Source organism: Streptomyces sp. NPDC006174, from assembly GCF_040614075.1.
In the GTDB taxonomy this organism is placed as follows: Bacteria; Actinomycetota; Actinomycetes; order Streptomycetales; family Streptomycetaceae; genus Streptomyces.
Genome location: NZ_JBEXTJ010000007.1, coordinates 444,434 through 458,411 on the forward strand (window position 1 = coordinate 444,434; position 13,978 = coordinate 458,411).

14 protein-coding genes are annotated in these 13,978 nt (G+C 71.1%); 8 read left to right on the forward strand and 6 right to left on the reverse strand.

The annotated features are described in order from the left end of the window. Window positions 1–5 precede the first annotated feature (5 nt). Together ABZ267_RS19205 and hemL are read right to left on the reverse strand one after the other, a co-directional pair. Window positions 6–698 (reverse strand): histidine phosphatase family protein, encoded by a 693-nt coding sequence (locus tag ABZ267_RS19205; protein WP_356746688.1) that lies wholly within the window; start codon window positions 696–698, stop codon window positions 6–8. Then, the gene (gene hemL / locus ABZ267_RS19210; protein WP_356746689.1) at window positions 695–2,002 is read right to left on the reverse strand and encodes a glutamate-1-semialdehyde 2,1-aminomutase; all 1,308 of its coding nucleotides are present in this window, start codon (window positions 2,000–2,002) and stop codon (window positions 695–697) included. Before hemL ends, ABZ267_RS19205 begins: the two co-directional genes overlap by 4 nt. 445 nt (window positions 2,003–2,447) lie before the next feature. Here hemL and ABZ267_RS19215 point away from each other — a divergent pair, with 445 nt between their 5' ends. Further along, the gene (locus ABZ267_RS19215; RefSeq protein ID WP_003968390.1) at window positions 2,448–2,885 is read left to right on the forward strand and encodes a hypothetical protein; all 438 of its coding nucleotides are present in this window, start codon (window positions 2,448–2,450) and stop codon (window positions 2,883–2,885) included. Between the two features lie 123 nt (window positions 2,886–3,008). On the opposite strand, the gene ABZ267_RS19220 is transcribed toward ABZ267_RS19215, so the two are convergent. Then, window positions 3,009–3,587 (reverse strand): TIGR03086 family metal-binding protein, encoded by a 579-nt coding sequence (locus ABZ267_RS19220; RefSeq protein ID WP_356746690.1) that lies wholly within the window; start codon window positions 3,585–3,587, stop codon window positions 3,009–3,011. Window positions 3,588–3,667: 80 nt separating this feature from the next. On the opposite strand from ABZ267_RS19220, the gene ABZ267_RS19225 reads away from it, so the two are divergent. Further along, window positions 3,668–4,495: a helix-turn-helix domain-containing protein gene (locus ABZ267_RS19225; RefSeq protein ID WP_356746691.1), complete on the forward strand. Its 828-nt coding sequence runs from the start codon at window positions 3,668–3,670 to the stop codon at window positions 4,493–4,495. 48 nt (window positions 4,496–4,543) lie between these two features. Next, window positions 4,544–5,278 (forward strand): Mut7-C RNAse domain-containing protein, encoded by a 735-nt coding sequence (locus ABZ267_RS19230; protein ID WP_356746692.1) that lies wholly within the window; start codon window positions 4,544–4,546, stop codon window positions 5,276–5,278. Between the two features lie 16 nt (window positions 5,279–5,294). On the opposite strand, the gene ABZ267_RS19235 is transcribed toward ABZ267_RS19230, so the two are convergent. Further along, on the reverse strand, window positions 5,295–5,780 hold the full coding sequence (locus tag ABZ267_RS19235; protein ID WP_356746742.1) for a hypothetical protein: 486 nt from the start codon (window positions 5,778–5,780) through the stop codon (window positions 5,295–5,297). A 212-nt stretch (window positions 5,781–5,992) separates the two neighbouring features. Here ABZ267_RS19235 and ABZ267_RS19240 point away from each other — a divergent pair, with 212 nt between their 5' ends. Together ABZ267_RS19240 and ABZ267_RS19245 are read left to right on the forward strand one after the other, a co-directional pair. Beyond that, window positions 5,993–6,751 (forward strand): SDR family oxidoreductase, encoded by a 759-nt coding sequence (locus ABZ267_RS19240; protein ID WP_356746693.1) that lies wholly within the window; start codon window positions 5,993–5,995, stop codon window positions 6,749–6,751. A 186-nt stretch (window positions 6,752–6,937) separates the two neighbouring features. Next, on the forward strand, window positions 6,938–7,120 hold the full coding sequence (locus ABZ267_RS19245; protein WP_356746694.1) for a hypothetical protein: 183 nt from the start codon (window positions 6,938–6,940) through the stop codon (window positions 7,118–7,120). A gap of 62 nt (window positions 7,121–7,182) precedes the next feature. On the opposite strand, the gene ABZ267_RS19250 is transcribed toward ABZ267_RS19245, so the two are convergent. Then, entirely contained in the window at window positions 7,183–8,376 is a 1,194-nt protein-coding gene (locus ABZ267_RS19250; RefSeq protein WP_356746695.1) for an RtcB family protein, read from the reverse strand. A gap of 183 nt (window positions 8,377–8,559) precedes the next feature. On the opposite strand from ABZ267_RS19250, the gene ABZ267_RS19255 reads away from it, so the two are divergent. From ABZ267_RS19255 to ABZ267_RS19265, 3 genes are all read left to right on the forward strand, one after another. After that, window positions 8,560–9,372 (forward strand): DUF3558 domain-containing protein, encoded by an 813-nt coding sequence (locus ABZ267_RS19255; protein WP_356746696.1) that lies wholly within the window; start codon window positions 8,560–8,562, stop codon window positions 9,370–9,372. A 131-nt stretch (window positions 9,373–9,503) separates the two neighbouring features. Next, window positions 9,504–10,334, forward strand: a complete 831-nt coding sequence (locus tag ABZ267_RS19260; protein ID WP_356746697.1) for a DUF3558 domain-containing protein — start codon at window positions 9,504–9,506, stop codon at window positions 10,332–10,334. Window positions 10,335–10,515: 181 nt separating this feature from the next. Further along, complete coding sequence (locus tag ABZ267_RS19265; protein WP_356746698.1) at window positions 10,516–12,030, forward strand: DUF2637 domain-containing protein; 1,515 nt, start codon at window positions 10,516–10,518, stop codon at window positions 12,028–12,030. Window positions 12,031–12,106: 76 nt separating this feature from the next. Here ABZ267_RS19265 and lysS read toward each other — a convergent pair whose 3' ends face one another. Then, on the reverse strand, window positions 12,107–13,870 hold the full coding sequence (gene lysS, locus ABZ267_RS19270; protein WP_356746699.1) for a lysine--tRNA ligase: 1,764 nt from the start codon (window positions 13,868–13,870) through the stop codon (window positions 12,107–12,109). Window positions 13,871–13,978 lie beyond the last annotated feature (108 nt).

Below are 13,978 nucleotides of genomic sequence, written 5' to 3' on the forward strand. Positions count from 1 at the left end.
AGCGGTTACGCGCCGAAGGCCTTCGACTTGCCCTTCACCGGCTTCGCCCCGGCCAGCAGATGCGCGGGCACCAGATCCCGGGCCGGCTCCGAGTAGCCGACGGAGACGATCCGGTCACCCTGATAGGTGAAGCTGGTCAGCGAGGCCAGCGTGCACTGGCGCTTGCGCGGGTCGTGCCAGAGCCGCCGGCGCTCCACGAACGAGCGGACGATCCAGATCGGCAGCTGGTGGCTGACGCAGACCGCCTCGTGGCCGCGCGCCGCGTCCTTGGCCGCGTCCAGCGCGCCCATCATGCGCACGACCTGCTCGACGTACGGCTCACCCCAGGACGGCCGGAACGGGTTGGTGAGGTGCTTCCAGTTGTCCGGCCTGCGCAGCGCACCGTCGCCGACGCCGAAGGTCTTGCCCTCGAAGACGTTGCCGGCCTCGATGAGCCGCGCGTCGGTGGCCAGGTCCAGGCCGTGCGTCTTGGCGACCGGCCCGGCGGTCTCCTGGGCGCGCTCCAGCGGAGAGGCGACGACGTGGGTGATGTCGCGCTTCTCCAGGTGGTCGGCGACCCGGTCGGCCATCTGCCGGCCCAGCTCGGAGAGGTGGTAGCCGGAGCGCCGGCCGTACAGCACACCGTCCGGGTTGTCGACCTCGCCGTGACGCATGAGGTGCACCACGGTGATGTCCTTGCGGCTCGCGTTCTCGCTCATGCGGTGGCCTCCGATGCGGCACGGGCGGCGGCGGGCAGGGCGGCGGCGATCCGCTCGACGGCCTGCTCGTCGTGGGCGGTGGAGACGAACCAGGACTCGAAGGCGGACGGCGGCAGGTAGACGCCCTGTTCCAGCATCGAGTGGAAGAAGGCGGTGAAGCGGAAGGACTCCTGCTTCTTCGCGTCCTCGTAGTTGCGCACCGGCCGGTCCGTGAAGAAGACCGAGAACATGTTGCTCGCCGACGACACGGTGTGCGCGACGCCTTCCTTGGTGAACGCGTCACCTACGAGGGAGCGCAGTTCGGCGGAGACCGCGTCGATCTTCGCGTACGCGGCGTCGTCGAGCAGCCGCAGCTGCGCGAGGCCCGCGGCGGTGGCGACCGGGTTCCCGGAGAGCGTGCCCGCCTGGTAGACCGGGCCGGCCGGGGCCAGGTGCGCCATCACGTCGGCGCGGCCGCCGAAGGCCGCGGCCGGGAAGCCACCGCCCATGACCTTGCCGAAGGTCATCAGGTCCGGGCGGACGCCGTCGACGCCGTACCAGCCGGCCTTCGACGTACGGAAGCCCGTCATGACCTCGTCGGAGATGTACAGGGCGCCGTCGGCCGCGCACAGCTCCTTGAGTCCGGCGTTGAAGCCGTCGGCGGGCGGGACGACGCCCATGTTGCCGGGCGAGGCCTCGGTGATCACGCAGGCGATCTCGCCGGGGTGCGCGGCGAAGGCGGCCCGCACCGCGTCCAGGTCGTTGTACGGCAGCACGACGGTGTCGCCGGCCGTGGCGCCGGTGACGCCCGGAGTGTCGGGCAGCCCGAAGGTGGCCAGGCCCGAGCCGGCGGCGGCCAGCAGCGCGTCCACGTGGCCGTGGTAGCAGCCGGCGAACTTCACGACCTTGGCCCGGCCGGTGAAGCCTCGCGCCAGCCGGATCGCCGACATCGTCGCCTCGGTGCCGGACGAGACCAGGCGCACCTGCTCGACGGGCTCGATCCGCGCCACGATCTCCTCGGCCAGCGCGACCTCGCCCTCACCCGGCGTACCGAAGGAGGTGCCCCGCGAGACCGCTTCCTGGACGGCGGCGATGACCTCGGGGTGGGAGTGGCCGAGAATCATCGGCCCCCACGAGCAGACGAGGTCGACGTACTCCCTGCCGTCGGCATCGGTGAGGTACGGACCGGTGCCGGACACCATGAACCGGGGCGTACCGCCCACGGCCCGGAAGGCACGCACGGGTGAGTTCACGCCGCCGGGCGTCACGACGGACGCCCGGTCGAACAGCGACTGCGAAACTGGGGCTTCGTATGAATACGCCACTTTGGTCCTGATCTGCGATTCGGGTGTCGGGAGGCCGGGCCGGAGAATCCAAGGTAATCCCGGCCACCGGTGAGCAGTCAGCGCGCTCCCCTCGTATCACGGAAGAGCGTCGGCACCCTCACGTCTGCGAAACTGGGGCGACATAGGGAAAGCTCACACATGCCATGGTGTCAGAGGCACGGACGGTCTTGCGGACAGGTGTTTCACCGCACGCCCGTGGGGGAGGTCACTGACACGATGATCGGGTTGCGCGGCCGGGGCTGTGTCTCCTAAGAAGTAGTCGGGTGGATGAGATATGCATCGCGGTGGCGGAGTGGGCGAAGGGACCGACGACCTGGGGCCCGAGCCTGTCCGGCGAGGGCGGCACCGGCGAAGGGCCGAGCGCGCACAGGGCAGCAGGGGCGCGGAGAGCACACCGCTTCCCGGAAGCAGGAGCAGTGGCGGGATGGGGGTGACCTACAAGTACTTCGGCGCTCCGGACGGGGCGACCGCGGCACGCGTGCCCATTTCGATGCGCCCGGAGGAACTGGGCGGCGACGAGCTGGGCATGGGCGGCATGTTCACCAAGATCAAGCCGGAGACGGTGGCCGCCATGGTCCTGACCGGAATCCAGGGCATACCCCTGCACAAGGTCCCGCCGCTGGAGCTGGTCGTCCTCCACCCCGACTACGCGGTCGTCAAGCTCCCCATGACCGTCGTCGACCCGCTGCGCGGCGTCGGCGAGGAGTCCGTCGGCGCGGCGGCCTTCATCTGGTCCACGGTCCCCGACCGCGGCGGCCCGCGCGACGCGTTCAACGTCTACCAGCTGCTCCACGAGTGGCAGGACTTCTCGCACCGGCTCCATGACGCGGGACACCAGGCGTACTGCCTGGTGTGGCCTTGACAGCGCCCGGTCTCCCGACGGACGGACGGTCGATTCGCGCCGGCGATGTGGCGGACAGACGGTCGATTCGCGCCAAAGATGTGGCCGAAGCCTGATCGACCGCCCACCGCCCACCGCACCCGTCTACGCCTCGGCCCCCGGCCGCCACCCCGGATTCCGCCCCGTCACCGCCAGCACCCGGTCGAAAGCCGTAGCCCCCGCCCCCACCGGGAACGGCTCGCCGAACACCTTCATCTGCCGGGCCTGCGGCGCCAGGGCCGCCAGGCCCGGTCCCACCTCCTCGACCACGGCCGGGTCCGGCACGAACGCACCGCCCGTCGCCCGCGCCAGGTCCCACGCGTGCACGGTCAGATCGCCCAGCACCATCAGCCCCACCGTCCGGGCCGGCAAGCCCATCTGTCCGGCCGTGCCCTCCTCGGCACCCGGCGCGTCCCACGCCGCCACCAGCCGGGCGGTCTCCGCACCGAACCTGGCCCGCCAGTCACCCGTCACGAACTCCGGCTGATGGCCGAAATCCGCCTCCTTGCGGGCCGCGAGAGCCTGGAAGTTCACGACCACCAGGAACAGGTGGTTCAGCAGCGCCCGTACGTCGTACTCCGCGCACGGCGTACGGAGGTCCAGCTGCGCGTCGTCAATGTTCCGCACGACGGGCAGGGCCCGGCCCGCGGCGGCTTCCAGCAGTTCACTGATCTTCTGTGTCATGCGTCCCACGCTCCTCCTCCGGACCGCCCGCGTCTTGAACAAACGCGACAGCCCGCCACGGCGTACCTAGGATCGATGTCATGGCCGCCGGACCTCGCCGCGACACCCGGGGCATCGTCGACGCCCCGGACCTGTTCACGCGCGTCCACTTCCGCCGCCGCGAGCCCGCCGCCGCGCTCCGCCCGTACCTGGAGCACTACTGGCTCATCGACTGGGACCTCGACCAGCCGTACGCCGCCCACGTCGTCCCGCACCCGTCGGTCAACCTCGTCGTGCAGCGGTACGAGGACGGCGAGAGCGCCCGCGAGCGCGCCGGGTACGCCGAGGTGGCGGGCATCGGCCTCGGGCTCTTCACGCAGAAGCTGACCGGGCGCGGCCGGGTCTGCGGAGTGCAGTTCCGGCCCGGCGGATTCCGCCCGTTCGCGCCGGAGCACGCCCTGAGCGACCTGACCGGACGCCGGACCGCCGCCGCCGAGGTGCTCCGTACGCCACCGTCCGTCGGCGCGGTCCTGGACCCGGCCGACGAGGACGACCGGGTCGCCGCGCTGGACGCCTGTCTGCTCGCTCTGGAGCCGCGGCCGGACCCGCAGGCCACGCTGGCGATGGAGCTGGTCGACCGGGTGCGTACGGACCGCTCGGTGCGCCGGGCCGGAGCACTCGCCCGGGACGCGGGCCTCTCGCCGCGCTCCTTGCAGCGGCTCTTCTCCGCGTACGTCGGCGTGGGCCCGAAGTGGGTCATCCTCCGCTACCGCGTCCACGAGGCCCTGGAGCGCGCCGAGTCCGATCCGGCGGTGGACTGGGCGCGGCTGGCGGCCGACCTCGGCTACAGCGACCAGGCCCACCTCGTACGGGACTTCACCGCCACGGTGGGCGTGCCGCCGACGGCGTTCGCCGCGCCACCTCCGTAAGCCCCAATTCCCTGGCAGCCCGCACCGCACCGGTGGCATCCTGACCGGGTGAACGGACCCGAGATCACCCTCGAAGTAGCGCCTGAGCTGCGGCTCTTCGTCCCGCACGAGCGCCGGCAAGGCCGCACACCGCTCACCACCGACGGCGTCTCCACGCTCGGCCATGTCATCGAATCCCTCGGCATCCCGCTCACCGAGGCCGGCACGCTCCTGGTGAACGGCGCTCCGGCGGGCCGCTCGCACATCCCGGGCCCGGACGAACACATCCACGTACAGGCCGTAGAGCGCCCTCAACAGGTCCCCGGCGCACCTCTCCGCTTCCTCCTCGACGTCCATCTCGGCACGCTGGCGCGCAGGTTGCGGCTCCTCGGCGTGGACGCGGCGTACGAGAGCGAGGACATCGGCGACCCCGCGCTCGCCGCCCTCTCCGCGCGCGAGCGGCGCGTCCTGCTCTCGCGGGACCGCGGACTGCTGCGCCGTCGGGAGATCTGGGCCGGGGCGTACGTCTACAGCGACCGGCCGCAGGAGCAGCTCCGCGACATCCTCGGCCGCTTCGCTCCGGCCCTCGCCCCGTGGACCCGCTGCACCGCCTGCAACGGCACGCTGGCGGACGCGGACAAGCACGCGGTGAGCGACCGGCTGGAGCACGGTACGCAGCAGGCGTACGACGTGTTCGCGCAGTGCACGGCGTGCGCCCGGGTGTACTGGCGCGGCGCGCACCACGGCCACCTGGAGACGATCGTCGCCGATGCGGTACGGGAGTTCGGCGACGCGGCGGCGTAGCCGGAGGCGCACCGGCTCAGAAGGCGTACGCGTCCCCGGTGGCGGGCGCGAGCACCTCGTGCGCGTCGTTCTTGCGGTCGGTGTCCCGCGCCCCGCCGTTCCAGACGGTGTCCAGCCGTACGACGACCTCGTCCGGGCCGTCCGCCAGCGTCAGGTCGAGCGCGGTCTGCAGGGCCCCGCCACCGGAGCGCAGCCCGCCCGTCTCGCAGAGCACGGTGGCCTTTCCGGCCCGCAGACAGCCGTACGGCAGCTCCTGGTTCACGGCCGGCGGCGTGGAGAAGCGCAGCCGCACGGTCGAGGCGGTCACATCGGAGGGTCCGCGGTTCTCGCTCCGGATCCGGATCTCGACGCGGTCGTCCCAGAGGGAGACGTACCCGTGGTGGGAGAGGTCGGCCCGGGGCGCGGGGGCGGGCAGCGGGGTGGCGGTGGTGCCCGAGGCGGCCGGTCCGGCCGCCACCAGTACGGTCGTCGCCGCGATCGCCGCGACGGCGGACAGCGGCATCAGCGGTCCTCTAAGCGTCAGTCCCATGACCGGAAGATACTGACATAAACAGCTAAAGCGACCAACAGAAGAAGTCGACGCGCTCTGGCCCACCCGCACAGCCCACGCGGCTCATGTAGTTCACGTATCACCGACCCGGGACACCCGTACCGGGTCGGCAACGGCTGCCTATCCTTTCCCCGTTACCGATCAGCTGCCCGAGGAGACCCGCCATGACCGCCATCCCCATCGCCGTCGTCACCGGTGCGAGCAGCGGCATCGGCGCCGCGACCGCCCGTACGCTGGCCGCCGCCGGCTTCCGGGTCGTGCTCACCGCGCGCCGCAAGGACCGGATCGAGGCGCTCGCCGCCGAGCTCACCGAGGCGGGCCACCAGGCGACGGCGTACGCGCTGGACGTCACCGACCGCGTGGCCGTCGACGAGTTCGCCACCGCGTTCCGCTCCCTGGCCCTCCTCGTCAACAACGCCGGCGGCGCACTCGGCGCCGACCCGGTGGCGACCGGCGACCCGGCCGACTGGCGCCAGATGTACGAGACGAACGTCATCGGCACCCTCAACGTCACCCAGGCCCTGCTCCCCGCCCTCACCGCGAGCGGCGACGGCACCATCGTGATCATCTCCTCGACCGCCGCGCTCTCCTCCTACGAGGGCGGCGGCGGCTACGTGGCCGCCAAGCACGGCGAACACGTCCTAGCCGAGACCCTGCGCCTGGAGATCGTCGGCACCCCGGTCCGCGTGATCGAGGTGGCCCCCGGCATGGTCAAGACCGACGAGTTCGCCACCACCCGCTTCCGCGGCGACACCGAGAAGGCCGCCAAGGTCTACGCCGGCGTCGACGCCCCGCTGACCGCCGAGGACGTGGCCGACACGATCGGCTGGGCCGTCACCCGCCCGAGCCACGTCAACATCGACCTCCTGGTGGTCCGGCCCCGGGCCCAGGCCTCCAACACGAAGGTGCACCGGGTGCTCTGAGCGCAACGCCCCGCCCCTGTCGGCCACTCGTACGGGTGATCAGCGCCGATCACCCGCCCGGTCACCGAAAGCGCTGCCTAGGGTCGTTCACAACTGGCCGAGCACCTCTCCTACCCGGGCTGCCTCTCCCTCGCCCGCAAGAGGACGGCGGCCGCAGCCCTCGCATCCTGGGAGCGTCCCGCGACCATGAGCATCCGTCCGCCCGGTCGCCGCTGGAAACCGTGGGAGGACCGCGTCCTGCTGCCCCTGGACGACGCCACCGCGTCGGCCGCCGAGCTGGGCCGCAGCGAAGCCTCCTGCTCGGTACGGCTCTGGCGGCTGAAGACCGGACAGGTGCGGCGCCCCGAGGACGTTCCGCCCCTCCCGTAGAGGCCCGGAAAGCGGTGAGGACCCGTCGCCACCCACGACGACGGGTCCCTCACCTCAGCCGCTCAGCCCTTGATGCAGATGACCTGCTTGAGCTTCGCGACGACCTCGACCAGGTCCCGCTGCTGCTCCATGACCTGCTCGATCGGCTTGTACGCGGCCGGGATCTCGTCCAGGACCCCGGAGTCCTTGCGGCACTCCACGCCCCGCGTCTGCTCCTCCAGGTCGCGCACCGTGAAGCGGCGCTTGGCGGCGTTCCGGCTCATCCGGCGACCGGCGCCGTGGGAGGCCGAGTTGAACGCCTTCTCGTTGCCGAGGCCCTTCACGATGTACGAGCTGGTGCCCATCGAGCCGGGGATGATCCCGTACTCACCGGAGCCGGCGCGGATCGCTCCCTTGCGGGTGACCAGCAGGTCGGCTCCGTCGTACCGCTCCTCCGCCACGTAGTTGTGGTGGCAGGAGATCTCCTGCTCGAAGACCGGCTTCGCCTTCTTGAACTCCTTGCGGACCACGTCCTTGAAGAGCCCCATCATGATCGCGCGGTTGTACCTGGCGTACTCCTGCGCCCAGTACAGATCGTTCCGGTAGGCGGCCATCTGCGGAGTGTCCGAGATGAACACCGCCAGGTCCCGGTCGATGATTCCCTGGTTGTGGGGCAGCTTCTGGGCGATCCCGATGTGGTGCTCGGCCAGCTCCTTGCCGATGTTCCGGGAGCCGGAGTGCAGCATCAGCCACACACTCCCGTCACTGTCCAGGCAGAACTCGATCATATGGTTGCCCGATCCGAGCGTTCCCATCTGCTTCGTGGCACGTTCCTGACGGAACTTGACCGCTTCCGCGATCCCGTCGAACCGCCCCCAGAAGTCGTCCCACCCGGACGTCGGAAACCCGTGCAGCCGGCCCGGATCCACCGTCTCGTCGTGCATCCCGCGGCCCACCGGAATGGCTTGTTCGATCTTGGAGCGCAGCCGTGACAGGTCACCGGGAAGATCGTTCGCCGTCAGGGACGTCCGGACCGCGGACATCCCGCAGCCGATGTCGACCCCCACCGCGGCCGGGCAGACCGCGCCCTGCATCGCGATCACCGAACCGACCGTCGCGCCCTTGCCGAAGTGGACGTCCGGCATGACGGCCAGACCCTTGATCCACGGCAGCGTGGACACGTTCCGCAGCTGCTGCATCGCCACGTCCTCGACGGACGCGGGATCCGTCCACATCCGGATCGGGACCTTCGCCCCCGGCACCTCTACGTACGACATAACTCCTCGATTCCCCCGAGATTCCCCCGAAAAGACGGAAAGCGCAAAACCGGTGCCAAGGTCGGCGAACAGGTCGGCCGACCGGCATTCACAGCGGCGCGTGCGATACACATTGTGTCCATCGGCCGCCTCCGAGCGGCAACATGTTTTCCGTACCGAAGGGAGCCTGGGACGGTGCGACACATGGCGTACGTACCCGGCGTCGCGCTCCTCGCAGCGCTCGCCGTCGGCTGCAGTGCCGGCTCCGACGGCAGCGCGAGCGACGCCGACAGCAAGCCGGGCGGCCCCACCGTCACCACCGCCGCCCCGGGCAAGTACCGGACCCTGCCCGCACCCTGCCGTGCCGTGCCGGGCTCCACGCTCAAGGACCTGCTCCCGGGCGTCGCCGAGCTGTCCCGGCGGCAGCAGGAGAAGGCGTTGCGCGGGTCGCCGACCGTCACGTACGACACCGACCGCAAGGTCGGCTGCAGCTGGAAGGCCGACGCCCCGGACTCCTCCCGGAACCTCTCGATCGACTTCGAGCGCGTGGTGTCGTACGACCCCGCCGTGAGCGACGACGACCGCGCCCGCGCGCTGTACGTGAAGAAGGAGAACGCGGCCGACCTGTCCGGGAGGACCACTCCGGGGACGGCGCCGGAGAAGGGCACTCCTCAGAGCCCGGCCGGCCCGGAGGCGGAGGAGCCCGACGGCAGCCGGAGTCCGGCGAGCCCCTCGCCCTCCGGCACGCCCGGCACGTCCGGCGGCAGCGACGAGGACCTCCGGCCGCGCGTGCTCGACAAGCTCGGAGACGCCGCGTTTCTGGACGATCTCCTCACCCGGGCAGGTTCCACCGCACAGCACCGCACCGTGAGCGTGGTATTCCGCACATCGAACGTCATCGTGACCGTCCGGTACGGCGAGCAGCCGGCCCTCGTCACCAAGGTGCCCGACAGCAAGGAACTGCAGGACAAGGCCCAGGCACTGGCCCAGAAGCTGGCCGAGGTGATCAGCGAGTAGGACCGGGTACGGGCTCTCCGGACGGCTGGTCCGCCGGTCGTCCGGGTCCGTGACCGAGGCGCAGCGAAGGCGCCGCCCGTCGTACCGTGGCACCACGAACGAGACCTCCGTGCCGTCCGAGTGAAGGAACCATGCACCGATCAGCTCCGCGACTGTCCCGCATACTCGCCTGCGCCGCCGTACCGGTGATGCTCGTAGCCGCCGGCTGCTCGTCGGACTCCGGCTCCGGCTCCGACGCCAAGAAGAACGCGGGCTCCGCCTCGTCCGACGCCGCTGCCGAGCCGACGAAGCCCGCGGTCGAGCCGGCGAAGTTCACCGACCTGCCCGACGCCTGCTCCTCGGTCGCGAAGAAGACGATCGAGGACCTGGTGCCCGACGCCAAGAAGAAGGGCGGCACGGCGGGCCGCTCCAGCGACCTCTCGGTGCGCGGCAGCTGCTCGTGGAACGGCCTGGACGACAAGGGTGTCAAGGGCTCGCAGTACCGCTGGCTCTCCGTCTCCTTCACCCGCTTCGACTCGGACCAGTCGCTCGGCAGCGGCGCCGCGCGCGCCGCCGAGGACTACGCGAAGCAGGTCACCAAGGAGAAGGGGAGCGAGGGCGCGCAGAAGGTCGCCGCGGCCGCCGCTCCCGGCATCGGCGACGAGGCCACGGCGATCACGTACAAGGTCAACAAGACGGACGAGGACTTCGAGTACGCCACGGTCGTGGCACGTACCGGCAATGTCGTCCTCTCCCTGACGTACAACGGCGCCGGCTACGCGGGCGCGAAGACCCCGGCCGCGGCGGACATCCTCAAGGGCGCCCGGAAGGCGGCTGAGGAGGCGGCGGGCAAGGTCGAGGCCACCGCCGGTTCCGGCAGTGCGAAGGCCTCTCCGTCGGCCGGTGGCGCCACGAAGGACGCGAAGGACGACGACAGGAAGGGCAGCGCCAAGCCCGAGTCCGAGGCCTCGCCCAAGTCGTGACCTGAGCCGGCCCGGAGCCCCGAACTCCCAGGCCGCACACCGTTTTCCGGAGCCCGACCCTCCGCCGAGGGCCGGGCTCCGCCCCTCCCCGCGCAACACGACTCGTACACATGTGCCAGGCTGTGCCAGCGCCGGACGTCGGATGCCGGACGGAGAGAAGAAGTCGGGGAGGGGAGCGCCGGTGGCCGCCATACCGCTGACACGCACGCACCGGATACTCATCGGGATCGTCGTCGCCGGTGCGGTGATCATCGCCGCGATCGGGTTCGCGGGCTCCTACGCGGCCGTGCGCGAGCTGGCCGAGGCCAAGGGGTTCGGCCAGTTCTCCCTGGTCTTCCCGATCGGCATCGACGCGGGCATCTGCGTGCTGCTGGCCCTGGACCTGCTGCTGACGTGGATGCGGATCCCGTTCCCGTTGCTGCGTCAGACGGCGTGGCTGCTGACCGCCGCGACCATCGCGTTCAACGGCGCCGCCTCCTGGCCCGATCCGCTCGGCACCGCGATGCACGCGGTGATCCCGGTCCTGTTCGTCGTCTCCGTGGAGGCCGCCCGCCACGCGGTGGGCCGGATCGCGGACATCACGGCCGACAAGCACATGGAGGGCGTACGCCTCACCCGCTGGCTGCTCTCTCCCGTACCGACGTTCAAGCTGTGGCGGCGCATGAAGCTCTGGGAGCTGCGCAGTTACGAACAGGTCATCAAGCTCGAACAGGAGCGGCTGATCTACCAGGCGCGCCTGCAGGCCCGGTTCGGCCGCAACTGGCGTCGCAAGGCGCCGGTCGAGTCGATGATGCCGCTGCGGCTGGCGAAGTACGGCGTCCCGCTCGCCGAGACCGCGCCGGCCGGACTCGCCGCCGCCGGTATCGAGCCGGCCCTCCTGCCGCCCGCCCCGAAGCCCGAACTGCCGTACGAACCGCGGCGGGAGCAGGACCGCGAGCCGAGCCAGGGACACGCGCAGGAGCAGGAGCACGGCTACGAGCAGGGGCGCGGGCCGCAGGGACCGCAGCAGGAACAGGCTCAGCAGCACCCGCAGCAGCAGCAACACCAGCCACAGCCTCGGCCGATGTCGCTCCAGAAGCAGCCGGCACCGCGGCAGCAGCCCCAACTCGACCAGCAGCAGGCGCTGGAGAACCCGCAGGTCCCGCCCACGCACGACAGCCCCTGGTTCGCCGCGCAGAAGCTTCCGGAGGGCCCGCAGGCGAGCGCGTACGACCCGCAGCACGTCGACGGCCTGGAGCCGACGCCCGCCGCCGTCCCGCTGGGCCCCGGCCGGACCCGGCCGCTCGGCAACGTCGGCACGATCGGCGCGGTCCCGCACCCTCGCCGCGAGGAGCCTCAGGAGACGCCGGAGCCGGTCCAGCAGGCGCAGCCCGTCCAGCAGGCGGCACAGCCCGTACAGCCCGTCCAGCAGGCCGCCGACGAGGAGCCGCCCGCCGTGCCCGCACCCGGCCCCGAGGACGCGCCGCAGCTGGAGGAGTGGTCCCAGGAGGACAACGACTTCGCCGACCGCGCGTACGAGGAGTTCAGCGCGTACACGGACGAGGTGGGCCAGTACCCGAACATCGAGACCCTCGACATCCACCTGGCCGACCGGCGCGATGTGCACCACCCGCGCTCGACCGAGCTGCTCCAGCAGCTGATGCCGCAGTTCCGGAACCACTACATGCAGCGGGCCACGGCCGACCAGAGCGCCTGAGCCGGCCCCGTACCGACGAGAGGGCCGCCGCCCGGGAGGAGTTCCCGGGCGGCGGCCCTCATCCGTACGTACGAGGCTACGCGCCCAGCAGCCTCCGCACCCGGTCCGCACCCACCGCGAGCAGCAGCGTGGGCAGACGCGGGCCCGTGTCGCGGCTGACGAGGAGGCGGTAGAGCAGCGCGAAGAAGGAGCGCTGCGCGGCCTTCAGCTCGGGCGTCGGCCTGGCGTCCGGCTCCAGGCCCGCCAGCACCTTCGGCACGCCGTAGACGAGCGTGGTGAGCCCGTCCAGCGACCAGTGCGTGTCCAGCCCTTCGAGGAGGAGGCGCAGCGACTCGCGGCCCTGGTCGTCGAGCGAGCCGAGGAGCTCCTTGTCGGGCTCGTCGCGGACGATGGTGCGGGCCTCGGCCGGGACCTGGGTGGTGATCCAGTTCTCGGCGCGGTCCAGGCGCGGGCGCGCCTCGTCCAGCGAGGTCAGCGGGTTCTCCGGGTCGAGCTCGCCGAGGATGCGCAGGGTCTGGTCCTCGGCGCCGGCGGTGATGTCGGCGACCGAGGCGAGCGTCCGGTACGGGAGCGGGCGCGGGGTGCTCGGAAGCTCTCCGGCCGCCGTGCGGACGGCACGCGCGTACGCGGCGGCGTCTGCGGGCAGCACCGTGCCGTCGGCGACCTTGCGGCCCAGCGAGTCCCACTCGTCGTACAGCCGCTGGATCTCCTGGTCGAAGGCGATCTTGAACGACTGGTTGGGCTTGCGGCGCGCGTAGAGCCAGCGCAGCAGCGGCGCCTCCATGATCTCCAGCGCGTCGGCCGGAGTCGGCACACCGCCCTTGCTGGAGGACATCTTGGCCATGCCGGAGATGCCGACGAAGGCGTACATGGGCCCGATGGGCTGCACGCCGTCGAAGACCTCGCGGACGATTTGGCCGCCGACGACGAAGGAGGAGCCGGGCGATGAGTGGTCGACTCCGCTGGGCTCGAAGATCACACCCTCGTACGCCCAGCGCATCGGCCAGTCGACCTTCCAGACCAGCTTGCCGCGGTTGAACTCGCCCAGCCGGACCGTTTCGGCGAAGCCGCACGCCGAGCAGGTGTAGTTCAGCTCGGTGGTGTCGTCGTCGTAGGAGGTGACGACGGTGAGGTCCTTCTCGCAGTTGCCGCAGTACGGCTTGTACGGAAAGTAGCCGGCGGTGTTGCCGCTGCCGTCGTCCTCGTCGGCGGCACCGGAGCCTTCGGCGGCCTCCAGCTCGGCCTCGTCGACCTTCTTCTGCTGCTGCGGCTTCTTACCGGCCTTGGCAGCGGCCGCCGGGTCCTTCTTCGTCCGGTAGCGGTCCAGTACGGCGTCGATGCCGGCACGGTGCTTCATCGCGTGCAGGATCTGCTCGCGGTAGGTCCCGGCGGTGTACCGCTCCGTCTGGCTGATCCCGTCGTACTCGACGCCGAGCTCGTCCAGGGCCGCGGTCATGGCGGCCTTGAAGTGCTCGGCCCAGTTCGCGTACGCGGAGCCGGCCGGTGCGGGCACCGAGGTCAGCGGCTTGCCGATGTGCTCGGCCCAGGACGCGTCCACGCCCGGGACGCCGTTCGGGACCTTGCGGTAGCGGTCGTAGTCGTCCCAGGAGATCAGGTGGCGCACGGTGTACCCGCGGCGGCGGATCTCGTCGGCGACCAGGTGCGGGGTCATGACCTCGCGGAGGTTGCCGAGGTGGATCGGGCCGGACGGTGACAGGCCGGAGGCGACGACGACCGGTTTGCCAGGCGCACGACGCTCCGATTCGGCGATGACATCGTCCGCGAAGCGGGAGACCCAGTCGGTCTCGGTGCTGGTCTGACTCTCGGCCACGGTCGGCACGTCCTTCTCTCGTCTGTCGATTCCCGGTGGGTCACCGACCATTCTCCCAGCTACCCGCCGTAGCGCGAAAACGGCTTTACGCACCGTGGGATACTGGGCAGATCCCTT

Excerpts from the sequence above, each read along its gene's own strand:
- ABZ267_RS19205 (WP_356746688.1), bottom strand. The coding sequence starts at position 698 with ATGAGCGAGAACGCGAGCCGCAAGGACATCACCGTGGTGCACCTCATG.
- ABZ267_RS19215 (WP_003968390.1), top strand. The coding sequence starts at position 2,448 with ATGGGGGTGACCTACAAGTACTTCGGCGCTCCGGACGGGGCGACCGCG.
- ABZ267_RS19220 (WP_356746690.1), bottom strand. The coding sequence starts at position 3,587 with ATGACACAGAAGATCAGTGAACTGCTGGAAGCCGCCGCGGGCCGGGCC.
- ABZ267_RS19225 (WP_356746691.1), top strand. The coding sequence starts at position 3,668 with ATGGCCGCCGGACCTCGCCGCGACACCCGGGGCATCGTCGACGCCCCG.
- ABZ267_RS19235 (WP_356746742.1), bottom strand. The coding sequence starts at position 5,780 with ATGCCGCTGTCCGCCGTCGCGGCGATCGCGGCGACGACCGTACTGGTG.
- ABZ267_RS19240 (WP_356746693.1), top strand. The coding sequence starts at position 5,993 with ATGACCGCCATCCCCATCGCCGTCGTCACCGGTGCGAGCAGCGGCATC.
- ABZ267_RS19245 (WP_356746694.1), top strand. The coding sequence starts at position 6,938 with ATGAGCATCCGTCCGCCCGGTCGCCGCTGGAAACCGTGGGAGGACCGC.
- ABZ267_RS19250 (WP_356746695.1), bottom strand. The coding sequence starts at position 8,376 with ATGTCGTACGTAGAGGTGCCGGGGGCGAAGGTCCCGATCCGGATGTGG.
- ABZ267_RS19255 (WP_356746696.1), top strand. The coding sequence starts at position 8,560 with ATGGCGTACGTACCCGGCGTCGCGCTCCTCGCAGCGCTCGCCGTCGGC.
- ABZ267_RS19260 (WP_356746697.1), top strand. The coding sequence starts at position 9,504 with ATGCACCGATCAGCTCCGCGACTGTCCCGCATACTCGCCTGCGCCGCC.